The organism is Pantoea sp. GM_Pan_4 (assembly GCF_026541005.1).
Taxonomy (GTDB): Bacteria; Pseudomonadota; Gammaproteobacteria; order Enterobacterales; family Enterobacteriaceae; genus Pantoea; species Pantoea dispersa.
Genome location: NZ_JALNUZ010000002.1, coordinates 1 through 20,032, shown reverse-complemented (window position 1 = coordinate 20,032; position 20,032 = coordinate 1). Strand labels below are relative to the sequence as shown.

Genomic DNA, 20,032 nt, shown 5'->3' with positions numbered 1-20,032 from the left:
ATCGTGAAAGGGACGCGCAAGTATACCGTCCCAGGATGAACAATCACAGGAGTCAGAATGGCAAAGCGAATTCAGTTCAACCAGCACGGCGGCCCGGAAGTATTGCAATGGGTCGATTTCACACTAGCCGATCCCGCCGAGCATGAAGTTCAGGTGGAGAACAAGGCGATTGGTATTAACTACATCGATACCTACGTGCGTAGCGGATTGTATCCGGTCTCCTCGCTGCCGTCCGGCCTCGGCACTGAAGCGGCAGGCATCGTGAAAAAAGTGGGCAGCGCGGTTTCGCGTTTCAAGCCGGGCGATCGCGTGGTGTACTGTCAGGCCGCGCTGGGCGCCTACAGCGAGCTGCACAATGTGGCGGAAGATCGGCTGGTGATTCTGCCGGACAGCATCAGCTTTGAGCAGGCTGCGGCCTCCTTCCTCAAGGGCCTGACGGTGCAGTATCTGCTGCGTCAGACGTACAAAGTAAAAGCCGATGAAATTTTCCTGTTTCATGCCGCCGCGGGCGGCGTGGGCCTGATTGCCTGCCAGTGGGCGAAAGCGCTGGGCGCGCATTTGATTGGCACCGTCGGTTCTGCGGAGAAAGCGCAGATCGCCAAAGATGCCGGTGCCTGGGCCACCATCAATTATCGCGAAGAGGATATCGCCCAGCGCGTCAGCGAACTGACCAACGGTGAAAAAGTGGCGGTAGTGTACGACTCAGTGGGCAAAGATACCTGGGAACCATCCCTCGACAGCCTGCGCCGCCACGGCCTGATGGTGAGCTTTGGTAATGCCTCCGGCCCGGTGACCGGCGTTGACCTCGGCATTCTCAACAAGAAAGGCTCGCTGTTTGTCACCCGCCCTTCCCTGTTTGGCTATATCACCAACCGTGAAGAACTCGATCGCGCCAGCGGCGAACTGTTTTCGCTCATCGCCAGCCGCGCTATTCAGCTTAACGTGCCGGAGCAGCAGAAATTTGCCCTGAGCGATGCGGTACGTGCGCATCAGGTGCTGGAGAGTCGTGCCACTCAGGGTTCCAGCCTGTTAATTCCCTGATAGCAGAAATGATGAAGGGCTTCCCGAAGGAAGCCCTTTTCTTTCTTTTTTATAGTTCGCGCTGGTGTAGGGACAGCGGCGATGAATTCGTCTGAATTTCTTTACCTATCCTGACAGAAAACATAAGTAAAAAATATGTTTAATTGCGAATTCGTACTAAGCAATCACCAACTCTGTGATCGTAACCGCATTTAACGCCAGCTTCTCTTCTCTAAGTGGCTGATTTTCCTTTTCAGCCGGTTAAGTTTCACCTCTCCCTGCGGCGTGCTAAATGCGCGATACAGCCACACGGCAACCACCGCCAGTACCAGCCACGGCAACAATTTTATAACAAGCGCAAACAGCCCGCCGAGAAACATCACCACGGTGGCCACCACCAGCGCGGCAATCACGCCCAGCAGCGATACACCAGTCAGCAGCAGCATCATAAAAAAGCCGATAACGAATAATATTTCCACGAGCGCTCTCCTGTATCAGTAATGCAGAAGGTATTACAAGATACGTGCCAGGTCGTGCCGATCGCTAAGCCTTTGAATTATCGCTTTGATGCAGGACAGAGAGGAAATTGGTTTGGTGAAATTGACTAACTGGTGGTGAATTAAAAACCGCACTACGAAACCGTGCGGTTTGAACCGTCCTGCCAGCCTGACCAGGCCGGCTCGCGGGATCAGGCTTCCTGCACAATGCGGTCGGCCACCAGCGCCAGCGCCGCTTCCAGCACGCGGACGTCGGCGCCCGGTTTGTGGGCATTTTCGCTCAGGTGACGGCGCCACTGGCGCGCGCCGGGAATGCCCTGGAACAGGCCCAGCATGTGGCGCGTAATGTGTCCCAGATAGGTGCCCTGTGCCAGTTCGGCTTCGATGTAAGGGTACATGGAACGCACCACGGCGACCGGATCGGCCACCGGTGTCTCGCGGCCAAACAGCTGGCGATCAACCTGCGCCAGAATGCCGGGATTTTGATAGGCCTCGCGCCCCATCATCACGCCGTCCAGGTGCTGCAGATGCGCTTTAGCCTCATCGAGCGTTTTGATGCCACCGTTGATCGCGACAGTCAGCGCCGGGAAATCCCGCTTCAGCTGATACACGCGCGGATAGTCGAGCGGTGGAATTTCACGGTTCTCTTTCGGGCTGAGACCCGACAGCCACGCTTTACGCGCATGAATAATGAACGTATCACAACCGCCCTGCTGCGCCACGGTGCCGACAAAGTCGCACAGGAAGGCGTAGCTATCCTGATCGTCAATACCGATGCGGGTTTTCACCGTGACCGGAATGCTGACCACATCGCGCATCGCTTTGATACAGTCCGCGACCAGCGCCGCCTCACCCATCAGGCACGCGCCAAAACGGCCGTTCTGTACCCGATCGGACGGACAACCGACGTTCAGGTTGATCTCATCGTATCCGCGCGCTTCTGCCAGCTTTGCACAGGTTGCCAGCGCGGCCGGATCGCTACCGCCCAGCTGCAGCGCCAGCGGATGCTCCGCCTCGCTATAGGCCAGATAGTCGCCTTTGCCGTGGATGATGGCCCCGGTGGTCACCATTTCGGTGTACAGCAGCGTGTCGCCGCTCAGCTGACGGTGAAAATAGCGACAGTGACGGTCGGTCCAGTCCAGCATTGGGGCGATGGAGAAACGTTGCGAAGAGAATGTATCGGTCATGAAACGCAGTAAATCCGCAGTTAAGTGATGAGAAACTGCGCAATGATATCACAGCTGTGACGGGCGACACAGCCGCCCGTCATCGTGTGGTCAGAAGTTAAACCCGAGCTGCACCATGGCCCCCCAGGTATTGTCTTTGCCGACCGAACCGGCCAGGTCCAGATGCACCGCGTTGTTGAACGGCGACACGCCGAGACCGGCCGTAAACACATCGGTATCGTTCGACTTCATATCCGCGCGATAGCCGGCACGCAGCGCCAGCCAGTCCAGCACGCGATATTCACCACCCACGCCAGCGTACTGACTGCTCTCCTGCGATTTAAAACGTTTGGTTTCGGTCAGATCGACATCGCCGGTCAGAGTAAAGGGTCCGCGATTCCACGCCAGTCCGGTAGTTACCAGCGGGCGAATCTGATACGTATCGCGATAGCCGTTAACCTCTTTGGTGTCGATATCGCGCGAGACCAGGTTCTGCCCGGTCACGCCGAAGGTCCAGTTCTCCGCGAAGTCGGTAGCGATACCGGCATCGACGTTGAAACCGGTATCAGTGCTGCGATAGCGGCTGTCGTTAATATCATTCTTGTCGTAGTTATAAACGCTGGCGGTGTAGTTATACAGCCAGGTTTTCTGCAGCTTCGGCGTGACGCCAACGGAGACCGGGTGACCGGCGATGGTGAACTCATGTGCCATTGCGACGCCGTAATCGGTGATCAGCGCAGCCAGGCCGTTGGCGCTGGAGCGCAGATTATTCTGGTCGCCCGGCAAGGGAATGCGTCCATTTGCGACCTGGTCCAGATAAGTGATATCGCTCTGTACCACGTTAGCGCGGATGTGTGCCGTGCCGTAGGCTTTGGTGATGAAGGCGAAAGGAAGGGTCTCGTTGGGAATGCTGACGGCTAACGCCACGCCTGCGGTGCCATTCGCTTTATCACCGCGCAGATCGCGCAGCTGATTGGCCATATCACCTGCCGCCGCTCTGACCTGAGGCGCGCCATTGATGATCTCCGGCAGCGTGATGTTGTTGATCACGTCACGATAGCGGTCCACCGTATCAGTAATTTCGTCTACGCGATCCACTAATTTGTCTTTGTCAGTAATCTGCACACCGGCTGAAGGAAAAATGATGCTGACGTTATCTTCAGGCTGCGCTTTGGTCATCAATGCCGGGTTAGCCAGCACTGCCGAGCTCCAGGTTGAGGAAGCGACACCGGTTCCCCCCATGGCATCGTTACGCGCATCGTACCAGGTGCCAGCAGCAAATGCTGATGTGGTAACAAATACCGCATTAAAACCAACAACATAAGCAATTTTCTTGCGTCTGAATAATGTCTTCACCATGAGTCTGCCATCACCTTTTAATTGTCGTGGACTGTCTCTACGACGGAATAGTTTATTAGCCCTATTCTGAACGCTGGCTAACGCTTTATTGCTGTGAATTGAAAGGAATTAGCATTGCTATTCGCAGAATTGGTCACGCCCGCACCATTCTGCTGTTGTTTTATGCAGAAATATGAACGTCAGCTAAATTGATGCCAGAAATTACTTAAAACCTTTTGAACCATAGCCACTAAGTCAGTGAGTTGCAAAGCAAAAAGATGGGTTAACCTGTGAGAAAAAACTCAGGAAGGAAAAGCATGGCTTAACAGAAGGAGGTACCAGGACGTAACGCGGCAGATAAGTGGCTGAAAGCCGGACATTTCCTGGATAATATCAGGTAAAAAAGCAATGGCAGCAGCGTAAAAGTTTGTGTGATAAAATAACATCACCCCTCACCTGGAGAATGCTTATGCCAAACCTCACGCCCGAACAACTGCTCACGCAGGCTGAATCTCTGTGCCTTGACCGTGGCGTGCGCCTCACTACGCAGCGCGCAGAAGTGCTGCGCCTGATGGCGGAGCAGAACGGTTCCATTAGCGCTTACGATTTGCTGGACCAGCTGCGCATCAGTGAACCCCAGGCGAAACCACCGACTATTTATCGCGCGCTGGATTTCCTGCTGGAGCAGGGATTTATTCATCGGGTGGAGTCAAATAACAGTTATGTGGTGTGCCACCATTTTGACGAGCCGGCGCACACATCGGTGATGCTGGTGTGCGACAACTGTGCCGCCGTCAGTGAGAAGCACGCGCACGGCGTGGAAAAGATCATCGCCGGGTTGGCCGCTCAGGCAGGTTTTACCTTACGTCATAGCGTTATTGAGGCGCACGGCCTGTGTGAAAACTGCGCCGAAGTGGCGGCCTGCACGCAGCCGGGTAGCTGTCATCACGATCATGAAGTGGAAAGTAAGAAGAAGGTGCGTAAAGGGTAACTGGCACGTCCGTGTGCCAGGCCGATCGTAACGATCAGCGGGTAGGAGCATCATCCTTAAAGCGGGAGACTTACCAGCGGTAATCTTTGTTTTGACTTTCCCAGTCTTTCAATTCACGTTCAGCTTCATCTTTGGCGTAACCGTAACGTTCCTGGATTTTACCCACCAGCTGATCGCGTTTCCCTTCGATCACGGTCAGATCGTCGTCGGTCAACTTGCCCCATTTCTCTTTAAACTTCCCTTTAAACTGCTTCCAGTTTCCGCTCGCTTCGTCTTTGTTCATAACAATCCTCCACGTCTTCCTGAGTGAGATGGTGTATTTCTCATGTAATGCCGGAAATAACCATATAACGCGCTACTTATCTGCGCCGTTTGAGATAATTATAGTAGCCGCTTCGGATTGTGCACGGAATTACAGATTATTCTGGTGCCTGCGCTGCGCTTATGGCTGGCTGAACCAGCTGTCACGCTGCCAGTGGCGGCGCCACATCCATCCCAGCGTCAGGCCGCGCAGCGCCAGAAACACCGTGATCGCCAGCCATAAACCGTGATTCCCTAACCACGGCAGCGTCAGCAAAGTGATACCGAAACCGGCTGCTGCCATGATCATGCTGTTACGCATTTCGCGGCCGCGTGTCGCGCCGATGAACATGCCGTCCAGCAGATAACACCAGACGCCGATCAGCGGTAAAATTACCTGCCACAGCAGAAAGCGATCGGCCATCTCACGCAGCGGCTGCAGCGAGGTAAGCAGCGCAACAATGTGCGGCCCGCTGAGCGCATAAATAAGCGCAAACAGCAGCGCAACGATACCCGCCTGGCGACAGGCGGCATGCCAGATCAGCAGCAGCCGGCTGCGAACTTTTGCCCCTACCGCTTCACCCGAGCAGGCTTCCACCGCGTAAGCAAAGCCGTCCAGCGCATAGGCAGTAAACGTCAGGAACATCAACAGCACCGCATTGACCGCAACCACATCCGGTCCGATGCGTGCACCCAGCAGGGTCAGCGAGGCGAAGCAGATCTGCAGCATGAGCGAGCGCAGCATGATGTCGCGATTAAGGCGAAATAACCGCGCCGCGTCACCACGCCAGCTGTTTTTCAGCAGTTTGAAATCGATGCCGCGCAGTTTCAGCACGCGCGCCACCATCCATAATCCCACTGCCAGCGTCACGTATTCGGCCAGCGCCGTGGCGGCGGCAGCACCGGCAACGCCCCAGTGCAGTTTCAGCACCAGCAGCAGATCGAGCAGGATGTTAACCAGGTTTCCGACAATCAGCAGAACCATCGGCGCACGCGCATACTGCACGCCCAGCAGCCAGCCGAGAATCACCAGGTTAGCCAGTGTAGCCGGTGCGCTAAGCCAGCGGATTTCAATGAAGATCTGCGCCTGCTGCTGGACTGCCGCGCTGCCGCCCATCAGCGTTGCCGCCAGGCTACTGGCAGGAGAACGCAGCAGCGCCAGCAGCAACCCGGCGGCCAGAGCGATCAGCAGCGGCTGCATCAGTGCGCGCGCCAGTGCCTGTTTATCGCCGGCCCCGAACGCCTGCGCGGTTAAACCGGTGGTGCTCATACGCAGAAACAGCAGCAGCATAAAGATGAAGCTGGTTGCCGTGGTGCCTACGGCCACGCCGCCGAGGTAGATCGGGCTATCAAGATGGCCAATCACGGCGGTATCGACCACGCCGAGCAGCGGCACGGTGATATTGGAGAGGATCATTGGCAACGCCAGTCGCCACAGCGCTTTATCAGAAGAGGAAAATAGCTGCATCAGCCCCATCCCGAGGGTTACGGTAGTCGGCCTGAGCGAGCGCCTTACGGGCCGGGAACAAAAGTATGATTAAAGCAGACTGCGGCCAGCGCGCGAGCGCCGCCGCAGCGGGGGAGATCAACCGGGTTTCAGAGCCACTCGCCGTTGCGCACGATGCCTACGGCCAGCCCTTCCACGGTCAGCGACTGTTCACGGGTATCCACGACAATCGGCTGGAAATCATTGTTTTCCGGCAGCAGCTGGACAATCGCGCCCTGCTTCTTCCAGCGTTTCACCGTGACTTCATCATCGATACGCGCAACCACCACCTGGCCATTGCGCACTTCCTGCGTTTTATGCACCGCGAGCAGGTCGCCGTCCATAATGCCGATATCTTTCATCGACATACCGCTAACGCGCAGCAGGAAATCGGCAGAGGGTTTGAACAGGTTGGCGTCGACCTGATAGTGGGCTTCGATATGTTCCTGCGCCAGCAGCGGTTCACCGGCGGCGACGCGACCGATCAGTGGCAGCCCTTCACTCGCCTCTTCTTCCATCAGCAGGCGGATACCGCGCGATGCACCGGAGACGATTTCAATGACACCTTTACGCGCCAGCGCTTTCAGGTGCTCTTCAGCAGCGTTAGGCGAGCGGAAGCCCAGTTGCGAAGCAATTTCAGCACGCGTTGGCGGCATGCCGGTCTGATTAATATGGTCGCGAATCAGGTCATAGACCTGTTGCTGCCTGCTGGTTAACGCTTTCATCCCGCCCCCTGGTTGTTTATACAGTCGCTGTGAGTATATACAGGTATTGGCGAAATGAAAACCGAAACAGAGGGAAAAATCAGCGGCTTGATGAATGTGGAATGTTTATCGCAAATGCGACCAAAGCAGCGCGATCCAGACAAACAGAGCCAGTAAGATAGCCAGCAGTACCGCCGCCGAGCCCATGTCTTTGGCGCGTCCTGCCAGCGGATGGCGCTCCTGACCGATGCGGTCCACCACGGCTTCGATGGCACTATTAAGGATCTCAACAATGACCACCAGCACCACTGAGCCAATCAGCAACACACGCGTGATGGCATCGACATCCAGCCAGCAGGCAATGGCAACCGCGACCAGTGCGGCAATCGCCTCCTGGCGAAAAGCGGCTTCATGCTGCCAGGCAGCGCGCAGCCCCTGCCAGGAATAACCGGCGGCTTTAATGATTCTCAGGAAACCGGTGACGTTATTTGCCATGTTGTGGAACCCTTAACTGTTTTTGACGTCAATGTCTGGGCGCGCGAGGTGGCACAGCCACAGATCTTCGCCGCACTTTCTGGTATGCTTGCCGCGCTTTGCTAACAAGAGGCTTCAAGTTGTCTATGTCAGGTTGGCGTAAACTCTATTACAAATTGTTGAATTTACCACTCTCTATTTTGGTAAAAAGTAAGGTCATTCCGACCGATCCGATCTCGGAACACGGTATCGATCCGACCCGTCCGGTGATGTATGTTTTGCCTTATGATTCAAAGGCGGACCTGCTCACGCTACGCGCACAGTGCCTGAAGCACGACCTACCGGATCCGCTGGCGCCGCTGGAGATTGACGGCACCCTGCTGCCGCGCCACGTATTTATTCACGATGGGCCGCGCGTCTTCCCCTATTTCGTGGCGAACCCGGAGTCGGTCAAGCTTTTCCATGACTACCTCGATCTGCACCGCAACAATGCGGCGCTGGACGTACAGATGCTGCCGGTTTCCGTGATGTTTGGCCGTGCGCCAGGCCGTGAAATTCAGGGCGAACCGACGCCACATCTGCGTATTCTTAACGGTATACAGAAGTTCTTTGCCATCCTGTGGCACGGTCGCGACAGCTTTGTCCGCTTCTCGCCCACGGTTTCACTGCGTCAGATGGCCACCGAACACGGTACCGATCAGTCGATCGCGCAGAAACTGGCACGTGTCGCGCGCATTCATTTTGCCCGCCAGCGGCTGGCAGCCGTCGGCCCGCGTCTGCCGGCACGCCAGGATCTGTTCAACAAGCTGCTGCAATCCAAAGCGATTGAGAAAGCGGTTGAAGACGAAGCGCGCAGCAAGAAGATTTCGCATGAAAAAGCGCAGCAGAACGCCATCGAGATGATGGAAGAAGTGGCGGCGGATTTCTCGTACGAAGCGATCCGCGTGACTGACCGTGTGATGGGCTGGCTGTGGAGTCGACTCTATCAGGGCATTAACGTGCACGGCGGCGAACGCGTGCGCCAGCTGGCGCAGGATGGTCACGAAATTGTTTACGTGCCATGCCACCGCAGCCACATGGATTATCTGCTGCTGTCCTACGTGCTCTATCATCAGGGCCTGGTGCCGCCGCACATTGCTGCCGGTATCAATCTCAACTTCTGGCCAGCAGGACCGATTTTCCGTCGCCTCGGTGCCTTCTTTATTCGTCGTACCTTTAAAGGCAACAAGCTCTACTCCACGGTGTTCCGCGAGTATCTGGGCGAGCTGTTCAGCCGCGGCTATTCGGTTGAGTATTTTGTTGAGGGCGGGCGCTCACGTACTGGCCGTCTGCTCGACCCGAAAACCGGCACGCTGTCGATGACGTTACAGGCGCTGCTGCGCGGCGGCAGCCGTCCTATCACCTTTGTGCCGATCTACATCGGTTATGAGCACGTGATGGAAGTCGGCACTTATGCCAAAGAGCTGCGCGGTGCCGCGAAAGAGAAAGAGGGTTTCATGCAGATGGTGCGCGGCCTGCGCAAGCTGCGTAACCTCGGTCAGGGCTATGTGAACTTCGGTGAGCCGCTGTCGCTGGTTAACTATCTTAACAAACAGGTTCCGGAGTGGCGCGACGCGATTGACCCTATCGATCCTCAGCGTCCGGCGTGGATGACGCCGGTAGTGAACGATATCGCGGCACGTCTGATGGTACGCATCAACGAAGCCGGCGCGGCCAACGCCATGAACCTGTGCGTGACCGCGCTGCTGGCATCGCGCCAGCGTTCGCTGACGCGTGAACAGCTGACGGAACAGCTGGAGTGCTACACCCAGCTGCTGCGCAATGTGCCGTACTCACCCGAGTCAACCGTGCCGGATCTCAGCGCTGAAGCGCTGCTCGATCACGCCATGGGCATGAACAAGTTCGAGACCGAGCAGGACAGTATTGGCGAGATCATCATTCTGCCGCGCGAGCAGGCGGTGCTGATGACCTACTATCGCAACAACATCCACCATATGCTGGTGATGCCGTCGCTGATTGCCGCTATCGTGCAGCAGCATCGGGAGATCAGCGAGGCGGAACTGCTGCGCCAGGTCAGCCTGGTCTATCCGATGCTGAAGAGCGAACTGTTCCTGCGCTGGGACAGTGCCGAACTGCCAGCCCTGCTGAATGCGCTCTGCGCCGAAATGGCGCGGCAGGGGCTGATCACCGTACAGGAAGGCCAGCTGAAAATGAGTGCGGCGCGTTACCGTACGCTGCAGCTGCTGGCGGCCGGGATTCGTGAAACGCTGCAGCGTTTCGCCATTACCTTCGCCATTCTCAGCGCCAAGCCGACCATTAACCGTGGCACGCTGGAGAAAGAGAGCCGCACGCTGGCTCAGCGTCTGTCAGTGCTGCACGGTATCAATGCACCGGAGTTCTTCGACAAGGCGGTCTTTACCGCGCTGGTGCTGTCGCTGCGTGATGAAGGCTATATCAGTGATTCCGGTGATGCGGATGCTGAACGTACCAATATGATGTGGCAGATGCTGGCCGAACTGGTCACCAGCGATGTCCGTCTGACCATTGAGAGTGCCGTAGCGCACGACTAATGGGCGACTGAAAACCGCGGCTCATCTGTCACACGCCAGATTGCGCCGCGGTTTTTGTTGTCAGAATTCAGGCGTGAAAAGAACGCGCTTCCCACTACGGCGACCGGCGCGCCGCCGGGGTTAATCACCCCATCATCAGAACAGCGCAACAAACGGCTGGGTATTAAGCAGCACGCCAATAAACAGCACCAGGCCAACGTAGTTGTTGTTGAGGAATGCCTGGAAGCACAGCTCACGTTCACGCCCGGCAATCAGTTTCTGCTGATGCACAAACAGCCCGCCCGCCAGCAGCAGCGACCAGTAAAACGCACCGTTCAGATGCAGTAAAATGCCCACCAGCGCCATCAGGCCCAGCGCGGCCAGCTGTAACAGCCCGATAATCAGCTTGTCGTAACGCCCAAACAGAATCGCCGTCGATTTCACGCCAATCTTCAGATCGTCGTCGCGGTCAACCATGGCGTACTGGGTGTCATAAGCCACCGTCCAGCAAATATTGGCAAGAAACACCAGCCAGCAGACAAAGGGTAAGGACTCACTAACCGCCGCCCAGCCCATCGGAATCGCCCAGCCAAACGCCGCGCCCAGCACTACCTGCGGCAGATGGGTATAGCGCTTCATAAAGGGATAAACCCACGCCAGCGCCAGCCCGCCAAACGACAGCAGAATGGTCATGCGGTTCATGGTCAGCACCAGCAGGAAAGCCAGCAGACCGAGGCCGGCAAACAGCAGCTTCGCCTCTTTCTCCGTTACCGCGCCGCTGGCTAACGGTCGCGCGGCGGTGCGTTTCACGTGGCCGTCGACGTTACGGTCGGCGTAATCATTAATCACGCAGCCCGCCGCGCGCATCACAAACACCCCCAGTACGAACACCAGCAGCACCGACAGCGGCGGAATCGCCATGCCGGAAAGCCACAACGCCCACAGCGTCGGCCATAGCAGCAGCAGCGTGCCAATCGGTTTATCAATACGCATCAGGCGACTATAGGCCTGCCATTTGCTCATGGTTAAAGTCTTTTGCACGGGGCGTTATCCTTGCTTCAGCGCGCGGTACAGCGGCGACGCCGGTAAAAACAGTTCAGTTAACAGCAGCGGTTTGCCGGACAGGCGCAGCCGCGAGCGGCGTCCCCACAGGTCATCAATCTGGCCCGGATCGATAAAATCACGGCTCAGCGTCGAGGAGGAAAACAGGTAGCGTCCCAGTGGCCGCGTGCCGAGATTTTGCAGCATCTGTTCCGGGCCGTTCAGCGTGCTCTCCGGCACCACGGTTCGGCCAATCAGCCAGGGTTCATTGTCACCGCACAGCACGATTTCACGCAGCCAGAAACGCGTGTCGGCAGGCAAAAACGCCGCTTCCTGCGGCATCTCATCGGCGGTAATGAACGCTTCCCGCAGCAGTTGTACAGTAACCTGCTGGCAGTGCTGCTCAAAGCGGCGCGTCATTGAGTCTTCTTCCAGCAGCCAGTCAAGCAGCGGCGGTGAAAGTAACGGGGAAGAGGCTGGCAGCCAGTGCAGTGCGCGTAACTGGCGCAGCGCGTCATGCGACATCAGGACATCTCCGGTAAAAAAGTTGCCCTAGTGTAGCGCACCGCGCTCAGCGTGACACATCTGCTTGTGCCACGCTGGCGTCGCGGGAGGAATTACTCGCGTTTCAGGCGGTTACTGTTGGCCAGCCACAGCGTCACCACCAGAATCAAAATGGCCGCCGAGTAGCACAATGTATCGAAAGGATTTTTATGGTCGACAATGATCAGACGAATAATCGCCGTGATCCCGATATAGACGAAGTAGCGCAGCGGAAAGTGATAACCGGACTGAAAGTACTTCACAATCAGCGCGATAAACTCGAAATAGAGAAAGTAGATCACAATGCCTTCGATCAGCAAATACGAGGACGCCTGCTCACCGGTGCTGAACAGCACATTCGCCAGGTGAATGGTCTCTTTACCGAGAAACACCACCAGAATAACGGCCAGAATCACCAGGCCAATGTTCAGTACCCACTGTAATACCGAAGCAATAAGCTGCCCCGCCGCTGGTTTTGTTGTCATTATTTTGCGCCTCAGATGACGAGATTCTTCTGGCGCTATCATGCTGTAATGTGATCTAAATCACAATACATCACACCTCAACATCAACACACAGCGCGTCGTAACGCCAGTACTCGCAGTCGCAGTCAATCACCCGCTTATGCTGGTCACGGTTGATACGCGTAATCAGCAGACCGGGCGTACCGCTCGCCACGTTCAGTGCGGGCGCCGCCCGCGCCGGAAGCGGACCGGGCACAATGGTAAACCGTGCGCCGCCGTAGTGAATGCCGTAGCGCTGGTCATACAGATCGGTCAGCGAGCGGGTGAGATCTTCACGCAGCAGACCGGGAAAGAAGGCCGGATTGAGGTAATGCTCGACGTACAACACCGCGCGGCCATCAATGCGGCGGAGGCGGCGAATGCGGTACACCTGATCGCCTTCCAGCAGTTGCAGATGACGCGCAATTGCCAGCTGCGCCGGCACCTCGCGCGCCTCCATCACCTCAGTGCTGGCAATGCGCCCCTGCTGCAGCGCCATGGCGTGAAAGTGGCTGTGATGTGCCGGGTTATAGATGAGACGCGGCGGCGCAATAAACCAGCCGCGCCGTAATTCGCGGTAGATGACGCCCTGCGCTTCCAGCAGGCCAAGCGCTTCACGAAGCGTGATGCGCGTGGTGGAATATTGTTCGCTCAACGCGCGCTCGGCCGGCAATCGTCTGGTGACAAACTCTCCGTTTTCAATCCGTTCGCATAGTGCGGCGGCGATCACATCTGCGGTTTTCGACGACATTTTTTTCAGCCTCATTTTGGGGCAAATCTGCACTATGACAGTTCGATGACTACAATGTGACAAGGCACATCCCACGCTTTAGCGCGCTGTAACCGCATGTGGAACGACGCGCCACATCCCATTTCAACACCCCGGTCATAAAACCTTCATCTATCCGGGCTACATTGGCTCGGTTCTTGCTGGACTAGACCACGACGACCCACAACTTACACCCGGAGCAACCGAGATGAAAGCGTTTATCTCTTCTGTAGTAGCCAGTGCCGTTCTGCTTGCGCTGCCCGCCGCGCAGGCCGCCGATAACGATGTTGCCGCGCTGGAAAAAGCCGCGCGCGCCGAAGGCCAGGTTAACAGCGTCGGTATGCCTGACACCTGGGCCAACTGGAAAGATACCTGGAACGATCTCAGCACCAAATACGGTCTCAAGCACAGCGATACCGATATGTCTTCGGCGCAGGAGCTGGCGAAGTTTGCCGCCGAGCAGGATAACGCCAGCGCCGATATCGGCGACGTGGGCGCCGCCTTCGGTCCGATTGCCGTCGCCAAAGGCGTGGCGCAACCTTACAAACCGACCCACTGGGATCAGATTCCGGCATGGGCGAAAGACGCCGATGGCAACTGGATGCTGGCCTACACCGGCACCATCGCTTTCCTGATCGACAAGCAGCAGGTGAAAGACGCACCGCACACCTGGGCCGATCTGAAAAAAGGTAAGTATGTGGTCACTATCGGCGACGTCGGCACGGCTGCTCAGGCGGCAAACGGCGTCCTCGCCGCCAGCTATGCGCTGGGCGGTGACGAGAAGAACATCAAGCCGGCGCTGGCGTTCTTTGGCGAGCTGGCGAAACAGGGCCGCCTTGGCGTGACCGATCCGGTGATCGCCAACATCGAAAAAGGTGAGATTCAGGTCGCCGTGGTGTGGGACTTCAACGGTCTGAACTACCGCGACCAGATTGATAAAAATCGCTACGAAGTGGTGATTCCGTCGGACGGGTCCGTGACTTCTGGCTACACCACCATTATCAACAAATACGCCCGCCACCCGAACGCGGCGAAGCTGGCGCGTGAATACATTCTGTCGGATGAGGGCCAGATCAACCTGGCGAAAGGTTATGCGCGCCCGATTCGCGCCGAGCATTTAACGCTGCCGGCAGACGTGCAGGCCAAACTGCTGCCACAGTCCGAATATAAAAATGCCCGTCCGATCAAAGATCAGGCTGCCTGGGATAAGACCTCAAAACTGCTGCCGCGCCTGTGGCAGGAGAATGTGGTTATTAACATGAAGCAGTAACGCAGACGTTTTGCCAGTCGCACATACCGTAGCGGCGCGATGTATCGCGCATCCGTTTTCCGGCAATGCGCAATACATTGCGCCGGTACCTATCACCAATTTTTACAGGGTGCGCATTCATGCGCACCTGAGGGAGCGGGGATGAAAACAATCCTGGTGGTACTCGATGGGCTGAGTAATCAGGTGGCGCAGCACGCCATGGGCTATCTGTTTGCCGAATGCAAACAGGGCAACGGCCACTATTACACGCTGACCTGCGAACTGCCGTCGCTGTCGCGTCCGCTGTACGAATGCATTCTGACCGGCATTCCGCCGGTGCGCAGCGGCATCATTCACAACGGCGTCAATCGCCTGAGCAATCAGCGCAGCATCTTCCACTACGCGCGCGACGCCGGACTCACTACCGCCGCTGCCGCTTATCACTGGGTGAGCGAACTGTATAACCGCTCGCCGTTCAACGCTGCGCGCGATCGCCACACTAACGCGCCCGACCTGCCGATCCAGTACGGCCATTTCTACTGGGACGACGGTTACCCCGACTCGCATCTGTTCGAGGATGCCGAAAGCCTGCGCCTGCAGCACGATCCCGATTTCCTGCTGATTCACCCAATGAACATCGACGATGCCGGGCACAAGCACAGCCTGTCTTCTCCGCAGTACCGTAACCGGGCACGAATGGCGGATGGCTATCTGTCGCAGTGGATGCCCGGCTGGCTGGCCGCCGGTTATCAGGTGATGGTCACCGCCGACCACGGCATGAACGACGATCGCTCGCACGGCGGTATTCTGCCGGAAGAGACGCAGGTGCCGCTGTTTGTTTTTGGCCGCGGCTTCTCGCTGCAGCCCGACCTTGAGCCGCAGCAAACCGACCTGTGCGGCACCGTCTGCACCCTGCTCGGCGTCCCGCACGACAAACCGCTGTGTCGCGGTCTGCTGGCGGAGCCGCGCTGATGAAGGGCAAAACCCTGGCCTCGCTGCTGCTGCTGCCGTTCGTGCTGTTCTGGATCGCCTTCCAGCTCGCGCCGCTGCTGTGGATTGCCATCAACAGCTTCTGGAGTGATATCAACGAGCGCTGGGGCATCGATAACTACAGCGATATCCTCACTTCACCGTTCTACCTGCAGGCCTTTCGCCTGTCGCTGGATATTTCGCTGTGGTCGAGCGTTTACGGCCTGCTGATCGCGCTGCTTGCCGGTTATTCGCTGCACAAGCTCGGCACCGGGCGTTTTCAGCGCTTTTTGCTGTCGTTCACCAATATGACCAGCAACTTCGCCGGCGTGCCGCTGGCCTTCGCCTTTGTCATCCTGCTCGGACTGAACGGCTGCCTGACGCTGCTGCTGCGTCACTACGGCTGGCTGGACAGCTTTAAGCTGTTTTCGCGCGACGGCATGGTGCTGGTTTACACCTGGTTCCAGATTCCGCTCGGTATTCTGCTGCTCTACCCGGCGTTTGACGGGCTGCGGAAAGACTGGGAAGAGTCGGCGGCACTGCTCGGTGCCAGCCGCTGGCGCTACTGGTGGCACATCGGCCTGCCGATTCTGTTTCCGGCGCTGCTCGGCACCTTTGTGATTTTGCTGGCCAACGCGCTGGGCGCCTACGCCACCATTTACGCGCTGACTACCGGCAACTTCAACGTGGTGCCAGTGCGCATCGCCGCGCTGGTGTCAGGCGATATCTCGCTCGATCCCAATACCGGCGGCGCGCTGGCGATGCTGCTGGTGCTGATTATGGCGCTGATTACCGTGGTGCAGCAGTATCTGGTGCGTCGCAGCTATCTGCATGCCCGCGTACAGGAGTCCTGACATGTCTCGCGTCGAAAAACTCTACCATCGCCTGATTGTCTGGCTGCTGCTGATCGTGCTCGCCGCACCGCTGCTGGCGACGCTGCTGTACGGCATCTCCAGCGAGTGGAGCGATACCATTCTGCCGCAGGGCTTTACCCTGAAGTGGCTGACGCAGTTGTGGAGCGATCCGCGCTTCCTCACCGCGCTCGGTCATTCGCTGCTGATCTGCGTGGGTGCGCTGCTGTTCTCCCTGCTGCTGGTGCTGCCTGCGATGTTTGTAATCGCTTACTACTATCCAAAACTGGACGCGGTGATGAACGTGCTGATTCTGATGCCGTTTGCCGTGCCGCCGGTAGTCTCGTCGGTCGGGCTGCTGCAGCTCTACTCCTCGGGCCCGCTGATACTGACCGGCACGCCATGGATTCTCATCGGCTGTTACTTCACCATTGCGTTGCCGTTTATCTACCGCGCCATTGCCAACAATATGCAGGCCATCAACCTGAAAGAGCTGATTGACGCGGCTCATCTGCTGGGCGCCAGCACCTGGCAGGCAGCCCTGTTTGTGGTGCTGCCAAATCTGCGCAAAGGGGTGTTCATTGCCGTGCTGCTCTCCTTCTCCTTTCTGATTGGTGAGTTTGTCTTTGCTAACCTGCTGGTCGGCACCCGCTATGAAACGCTGCAGGTTTATCTCTACAACATGCGCAACGGCAGCGGGCATTTCACCAGCGCGCTGGTGATCTCTTATTTTGCGGTTGTCCTGCTGGTCACCTGGCTGGCCAATGCCCTCAATCCTGAACGAGGCTGACCATGAGTTACCTGAACGTTACCCAACTGAATAAAAGCTACGGCCCGACCACCATTTTTGAAAACATCGATTTCAGCGCCGACGAAGGTGAGTTTGTCACCCTGCTCGGCCCGAGCGGCTGCGGCAAGTCAACACTGCTGCGCTGCATCGCCGGCCTGACCGATGTCGACAGCGGCACCATTCTGCTGCAGGGCCAGGATCTGGTGCCGCTGCCGCCGCAGAAACGTACCATTGGCATGGTGTTCCAGAGCTATGCGTTGTTTCCGAATATGACGGTAGAGAAGAACGTCGCGTTTGGCCTGAAGATGCAGAAACTGCCCGCCGGCGAGATTCAGCAACGCGTGATGGAAGCGCTGGCGCTGGTGGAGCTGACCGACTTCGCGCGCCGCTATCCGCACCAGCTGTCGGGCGGCCAGTGTCAGCGCGTGGCGCTGGCGCGTTCGCTGGTGACGCGGCCGCGTCTGCTGCTGCTGGATGAACCGCTGTCGGCGCTGGACGCCCGCATTCGCCGCCATCTGCGCGAGCAGATTCGCCACATTCAGCAGGAGCTGAAGCTAACCACCATTTTTGTCACCCACGATCAGGAAGAGGCGCTGACGCTGTCGGACCGTATTGTGCTGATGAACCGCGGTCGCATTGTGCAAAACGGCAACGCGGAAACGCTCTATACCCAGCCGGTGGATCTGTTCGCCGCGGGCTTTATTGGCAACTACAACCTGCTGAGTGCCGAACAGGCAACGCAGCTGACCGGTCAGCCGTTCAGCAGCCAGGTGGCGATTCGTCCGGAATCCATCCAGCTGTGCGCACCGCAGGCAGGCATCGCGGCCACCATTCTCAGCCATAGCCTGCTCGGGAACGTGATCCGCTATCGCGTGCTGGCGAATCAGGTCGAGTTGTCGGTGGATGTGCTCAACCGCAGCGTGGCAGATTTACACCCCGCCGGCATGCAGATTGGACTACAGTTAGAGATGTCGACGTTGCGCCAGGTCGCTTAAATTAAACGAAAAATTGGCAACGCAGCGCGACGCAGGTATTTATCGGCTGTGCTTATCGCCAGGCAGGCAGCCGCCTGTTTTCTGCCTGGCGCATAGGAGCCTTTATTCGTGCTAACCCTGCTTAACCTTCTCTCCGCCGTCGCCCTGCTGGTATGGGGCACCCACATTGTCCGCACCGGCGTGATGCGCGTGTACGGTGCCGATCTGCGTCGCGTGTTAAGCCGCAGCGTGGAAAAAAAACCGATGGCGTTTCTTGCCGGGATTGGCGTTACCGCGCTGGTGCAGAGCAGTAACGCCACCACGTTATTAGTCACCTCGTTTGTGGCGCAGAATCTGGTCAGCCTGACGCCCGCGCTGGTGGTGGTGCTGGGAGCCGACGTCGGTACCGCCATCATGGCGCGCATCCTGACCTTCGATCTCTCCTGGCTGTCGCCGCTGTTTATCTTTTTTGGCGTGGTATTTTTCCTCAGCCGCAAACAGACGCGCGCCGGCCAGATCGGACGCGCGGCCATCGGCCTCGGGCTGATTCTGCTGGCGCTGCAGCTGATTGTCGCCGCCGCCAAACCCATTACGCAGGCCGCTGGCGTACAGGTGCTGTTCTCGACGCTGACCGGCGATATCATGCTGGATGCGCTGATTGGCGCGGTTTTCGCCATCATCAGCTACTCCAGCCTGGCTGCGGTGCTGATTACCGCCACGCTGACCGCCACCGGCGTTATCTCGTTCAAAGTGGCGCTGTGTCTGGTGATTGGCGCTAACCTCGGCAGCGGCTTGCTGGCAATGATCAACGCCAGCGGATCCAATGCTGCCGGCAAGCGGGTGGCGCTCGGCAGCCTGTTGTTCAAGCTGATTGGCAGCATCGTTATTTTGCCGTTTGTCGATTACATCGCCGATCTGCTGGATAAGCTGCCGGTTAACGATGAAGAGATGGTGATCTTCTTCCACGTGTTCTACAACCTGGTGCGCTGTCTGGTGATGGTGCCGTTTGCCGAACCAATGGCGCGCCTGTGCCGCCGCATGATCGCCGACGATGCGGAAAACCAGACCCATCTCAAACCTAAGCACCTCGACAGCAGCGCGCTGGATACCCCGGCGCTGGCGCTGGCCAACGCGGCGCGGGAGACGCTGCGCATTGGCGATGTGGTGGAGCAGATGCTGGAGAGCTTCAACAAGGTGGTGATGGGCGAACTGCGCGAGGAGCGCGCAGTGCGGCGGCTGGATGATGATGTGGATGTGCTGTACACCGCCATTAAGCTCTATCTGGCGCGCATGCCGAAGGAGGATCTGGCGGAAGAGGATTCACGCCGCTGGGCCGAGGTGATTGAGATGGCGCTGAATCTGGAGCAGGCAGGCGACATTATCGAACGCATGAGCGCCGACGTAGCGGACAAGTCGCTGCAGGCGCGCCGGGCGTTTTCGCCGGAAGGGCTGGAAGAGCTGAATTCGCTGCAGGAGCAGGTGTTAAGCAACCTGCGCCTGAGCCTGTCGGTGTTTCTGTCGCACGACGTCACCAGCGCGAAGCGCCTGCGCCGTGCCAAGCACCGTTTCCGCATCCTGATTCGCCGTTATTCCCACGCCCACGTCGAGCGCCTGCACCGGCAGAATGTGCAAAGCATCGAAACCAGTTCGCTGCATTTAGGTTTGCTGGGAGATATGAAGCGCCTGAATTCGCTGTTCTGCGCGGTGGCGTACACCGTGCTGGACCAGCCGGACGATGAGCGCGAGGTGGATTAATTTTAAGGTCGCCATGAATGGCGACCCTGTAAAACCGACCGCCCGTTGTAGGGTGCGCATTCA

At 57.7% G+C, this 20,032-nt stretch carries 20 protein-coding genes; 9 read left to right on the top strand and 11 right to left on the bottom strand.

Annotation, left to right across the window (positions count from 1 at the left end; all coding sequences use genetic code 11):
* The first annotated feature begins 57 nt into the window (after window positions 1-57).
* The gene (locus OXR61_RS06070; RefSeq protein WP_021507852.1) at window positions 58-1,041 is read left to right on the top strand and encodes a quinone oxidoreductase; all 984 of its coding nucleotides are present in this window, start codon (window positions 58-60) and stop codon (window positions 1,039-1,041) included.
* Between the two features lie 191 nt (window positions 1,042-1,232).
* On the opposite strand, the gene pspG is transcribed toward OXR61_RS06070, so the two are convergent.
* The 3 genes from pspG to traF all read right to left on the bottom strand — a co-directional run bounded on the left by pspG (window position 1,233) and on the right by traF (window position 4,042).
* On the bottom strand, window positions 1,233-1,499 hold the full coding sequence (gene pspG, locus OXR61_RS06065) for an envelope stress response protein PspG (protein WP_021507853.1): 267 nt from the start codon (window positions 1,497-1,499) through the stop codon (window positions 1,233-1,235).
* A 209-nt stretch (window positions 1,500-1,708) separates the two neighbouring features.
* Window positions 1,709-2,704, bottom strand: coding sequence for a tRNA dihydrouridine(20/20a) synthase DusA (gene dusA / locus OXR61_RS06060; RefSeq protein WP_021507854.1), 996 nt, complete (start codon window positions 2,702-2,704; stop codon window positions 1,709-1,711).
* Window positions 2,705-2,794: 90 nt separating this feature from the next.
* Window positions 2,795-4,042, bottom strand: a complete 1,248-nt coding sequence (traF, locus tag OXR61_RS06055; protein ID WP_031279760.1) for a conjugal transfer protein TraF — start codon at window positions 4,040-4,042, stop codon at window positions 2,795-2,797.
* A gap of 448 nt (window positions 4,043-4,490) precedes the next feature.
* On the opposite strand from traF, the gene zur reads away from it, so the two are divergent.
* Complete coding sequence (gene zur / locus OXR61_RS06050) at window positions 4,491-5,012, top strand: zinc uptake transcriptional repressor Zur (RefSeq protein WP_021507856.1); 522 nt, start codon at window positions 4,491-4,493, stop codon at window positions 5,010-5,012.
* A gap of 70 nt (window positions 5,013-5,082) precedes the next feature.
* On the opposite strand, the gene OXR61_RS06045 is transcribed toward zur, so the two are convergent.
* The 4 genes from OXR61_RS06045 to OXR61_RS06030 all read right to left on the bottom strand — a co-directional run bounded on the left by OXR61_RS06045 (window position 5,083) and on the right by OXR61_RS06030 (window position 7,997).
* Complete coding sequence (locus OXR61_RS06045; protein ID WP_021507857.1) at window positions 5,083-5,295, bottom strand: CsbD family protein; 213 nt, start codon at window positions 5,293-5,295, stop codon at window positions 5,083-5,085.
* 159 nt (window positions 5,296-5,454) lie between these two features.
* Window positions 5,455-6,780 carry an MATE family efflux transporter DinF gene (gene dinF, locus OXR61_RS06040; RefSeq protein WP_267411323.1) on the bottom strand — a complete coding sequence of 442 codons (1,326 nt, stop codon included), beginning with the start codon at window positions 6,778-6,780 and terminating at the stop codon, window positions 5,455-5,457.
* Window positions 6,781-6,908: 128 nt separating this feature from the next.
* The gene (lexA, locus tag OXR61_RS06035) at window positions 6,909-7,523 is read right to left on the bottom strand and encodes a transcriptional repressor LexA (protein WP_031279762.1); all 615 of its coding nucleotides are present in this window, start codon (window positions 7,521-7,523) and stop codon (window positions 6,909-6,911) included.
* 105 nt (window positions 7,524-7,628) lie between these two features.
* Window positions 7,629-7,997 (bottom strand): diacylglycerol kinase, encoded by a 369-nt coding sequence (locus tag OXR61_RS06030; protein WP_021507859.1) that lies wholly within the window; start codon window positions 7,995-7,997, stop codon window positions 7,629-7,631.
* 125 nt (window positions 7,998-8,122) lie between these two features.
* Between OXR61_RS06030 and plsB the strand changes: the two genes are divergently transcribed.
* The gene (gene plsB, locus OXR61_RS06025) at window positions 8,123-10,546 is read left to right on the top strand and encodes a glycerol-3-phosphate 1-O-acyltransferase PlsB (RefSeq protein ID WP_031279763.1); all 2,424 of its coding nucleotides are present in this window, start codon (window positions 8,123-8,125) and stop codon (window positions 10,544-10,546) included.
* A 135-nt stretch (window positions 10,547-10,681) separates the two neighbouring features.
* Here the strand turns inward: plsB and ubiA are convergent, their stop codons facing one another.
* The 4 genes from ubiA to OXR61_RS06005 all read right to left on the bottom strand — a co-directional run bounded on the left by ubiA (window position 10,682) and on the right by OXR61_RS06005 (window position 13,363).
* On the bottom strand, window positions 10,682-11,548 hold the full coding sequence (gene ubiA, locus OXR61_RS06020) for a 4-hydroxybenzoate octaprenyltransferase (protein ID WP_021507861.1): 867 nt from the start codon (window positions 11,546-11,548) through the stop codon (window positions 10,682-10,684).
* A 24-nt stretch (window positions 11,549-11,572) separates the two neighbouring features.
* Window positions 11,573-12,091, bottom strand: a complete 519-nt coding sequence (gene ubiC, locus OXR61_RS06015; protein ID WP_010616617.1) for a chorismate lyase — start codon at window positions 12,089-12,091, stop codon at window positions 11,573-11,575.
* A 92-nt stretch (window positions 12,092-12,183) separates the two neighbouring features.
* On the bottom strand, window positions 12,184-12,594 hold the full coding sequence (gene psiE / locus OXR61_RS06010) for a phosphate-starvation-inducible protein PsiE (RefSeq protein WP_010616618.1): 411 nt from the start codon (window positions 12,592-12,594) through the stop codon (window positions 12,184-12,186).
* Window positions 12,595-12,664: 70 nt separating this feature from the next.
* Complete coding sequence (locus OXR61_RS06005; RefSeq protein WP_021507862.1) at window positions 12,665-13,363, bottom strand: UTRA domain-containing protein; 699 nt, start codon at window positions 13,361-13,363, stop codon at window positions 12,665-12,667.
* Window positions 13,364-13,589: 226 nt separating this feature from the next.
* Here OXR61_RS06005 and OXR61_RS06000 point away from each other — a divergent pair, with 226 nt between their 5' ends.
* The 6 genes from OXR61_RS06000 to OXR61_RS05975 all read left to right on the top strand — a co-directional run bounded on the left by OXR61_RS06000 (window position 13,590) and on the right by OXR61_RS05975 (window position 19,969).
* Entirely contained in the window at window positions 13,590-14,651 is a 1,062-nt protein-coding gene (locus tag OXR61_RS06000) for an ABC transporter substrate-binding protein (RefSeq protein ID WP_021507863.1), read from the top strand.
* Between the two features lie 141 nt (window positions 14,652-14,792).
* The gene (locus OXR61_RS05995) at window positions 14,793-15,602 is read left to right on the top strand and encodes an alkaline phosphatase family protein (RefSeq protein ID WP_021507864.1); all 810 of its coding nucleotides are present in this window, start codon (window positions 14,793-14,795) and stop codon (window positions 15,600-15,602) included.
* Entirely contained in the window at window positions 15,602-16,453 is an 852-nt protein-coding gene (locus OXR61_RS05990; protein ID WP_021507865.1) for an ABC transporter permease subunit, read from the top strand. The genes OXR61_RS05995 and OXR61_RS05990 overlap by 1 nt, the downstream gene beginning before the upstream one ends.
* Before the next feature lies 1 nt (window position 16,454).
* On the top strand, window positions 16,455-17,240 hold the full coding sequence (locus tag OXR61_RS05985; RefSeq protein WP_021507866.1) for an ABC transporter permease: 786 nt from the start codon (window positions 16,455-16,457) through the stop codon (window positions 17,238-17,240).
* A gap of 2 nt (window positions 17,241-17,242) precedes the next feature.
* Entirely contained in the window at window positions 17,243-18,235 is a 993-nt protein-coding gene (locus OXR61_RS05980) for an ABC transporter ATP-binding protein (protein WP_021507867.1), read from the top strand.
* A gap of 108 nt (window positions 18,236-18,343) precedes the next feature.
* Window positions 18,344-19,969, top strand: coding sequence for a Na/Pi cotransporter family protein (locus OXR61_RS05975; protein ID WP_031279764.1), 1,626 nt, complete (start codon window positions 18,344-18,346; stop codon window positions 19,967-19,969).
* Window positions 19,970-20,032 lie beyond the last annotated feature (63 nt).

What these genes read in the sequence shown, in the direction of transcription:
- OXR61_RS06070 (WP_021507852.1), top strand. Translation starts at nt 58, where the DNA reads ATGGCAAAGCGAATTCAGTTCAACCAGCACGGCGGCCCGGAAGTATTG.
- dusA (WP_021507854.1), bottom strand. Translation starts at nt 2,704, where the DNA reads ATGACCGATACATTCTCTTCGCAACGTTTCTCCATCGCCCCAATGCTG.
- traF (WP_031279760.1), bottom strand. Translation starts at nt 4,042, where the DNA reads ATGGTGAAGACATTATTCAGACGCAAGAAAATTGCTTATGTTGTTGGT.
- zur (WP_021507856.1), top strand. Translation starts at nt 4,491, where the DNA reads ATGCCAAACCTCACGCCCGAACAACTGCTCACGCAGGCTGAATCTCTG.
- OXR61_RS06045 (WP_021507857.1), bottom strand. Translation starts at nt 5,295, where the DNA reads ATGAACAAAGACGAAGCGAGCGGAAACTGGAAGCAGTTTAAAGGGAAG.
- dinF (WP_267411323.1), bottom strand. Translation starts at nt 6,780, where the DNA reads ATGCAGCTATTTTCCTCTTCTGATAAAGCGCTGTGGCGACTGGCGTTG.
- lexA (WP_031279762.1), bottom strand. Translation starts at nt 7,523, where the DNA reads ATGAAAGCGTTAACCAGCAGGCAGCAACAGGTCTATGACCTGATTCGC.
- OXR61_RS06030 (WP_021507859.1), bottom strand. Translation starts at nt 7,997, where the DNA reads ATGGCAAATAACGTCACCGGTTTCCTGAGAATCATTAAAGCCGCCGGT.
- plsB (WP_031279763.1), top strand. Translation starts at nt 8,123, where the DNA reads ATGTCAGGTTGGCGTAAACTCTATTACAAATTGTTGAATTTACCACTC.
- ubiA (WP_021507861.1), bottom strand. Translation starts at nt 11,548, where the DNA reads ATGAGCAAATGGCAGGCCTATAGTCGCCTGATGCGTATTGATAAACCG.
- ubiC (WP_010616617.1), bottom strand. Translation starts at nt 12,091, where the DNA reads ATGTCGCATGACGCGCTGCGCCAGTTACGCGCACTGCACTGGCTGCCA.
- psiE (WP_010616618.1), bottom strand. Translation starts at nt 12,594, where the DNA reads ATGACAACAAAACCAGCGGCGGGGCAGCTTATTGCTTCGGTATTACAG.
- OXR61_RS06005 (WP_021507862.1), bottom strand. Translation starts at nt 13,363, where the DNA reads ATGTCGTCGAAAACCGCAGATGTGATCGCCGCCGCACTATGCGAACGG.
- OXR61_RS06000 (WP_021507863.1), top strand. Translation starts at nt 13,590, where the DNA reads ATGAAAGCGTTTATCTCTTCTGTAGTAGCCAGTGCCGTTCTGCTTGCG.
- OXR61_RS05995 (WP_021507864.1), top strand. Translation starts at nt 14,793, where the DNA reads ATGAAAACAATCCTGGTGGTACTCGATGGGCTGAGTAATCAGGTGGCG.
- OXR61_RS05990 (WP_021507865.1), top strand. Translation starts at nt 15,602, where the DNA reads ATGAAGGGCAAAACCCTGGCCTCGCTGCTGCTGCTGCCGTTCGTGCTG.
- OXR61_RS05985 (WP_021507866.1), top strand. Translation starts at nt 16,455, where the DNA reads ATGTCTCGCGTCGAAAAACTCTACCATCGCCTGATTGTCTGGCTGCTG.
- OXR61_RS05980 (WP_021507867.1), top strand. Translation starts at nt 17,243, where the DNA reads ATGAGTTACCTGAACGTTACCCAACTGAATAAAAGCTACGGCCCGACC.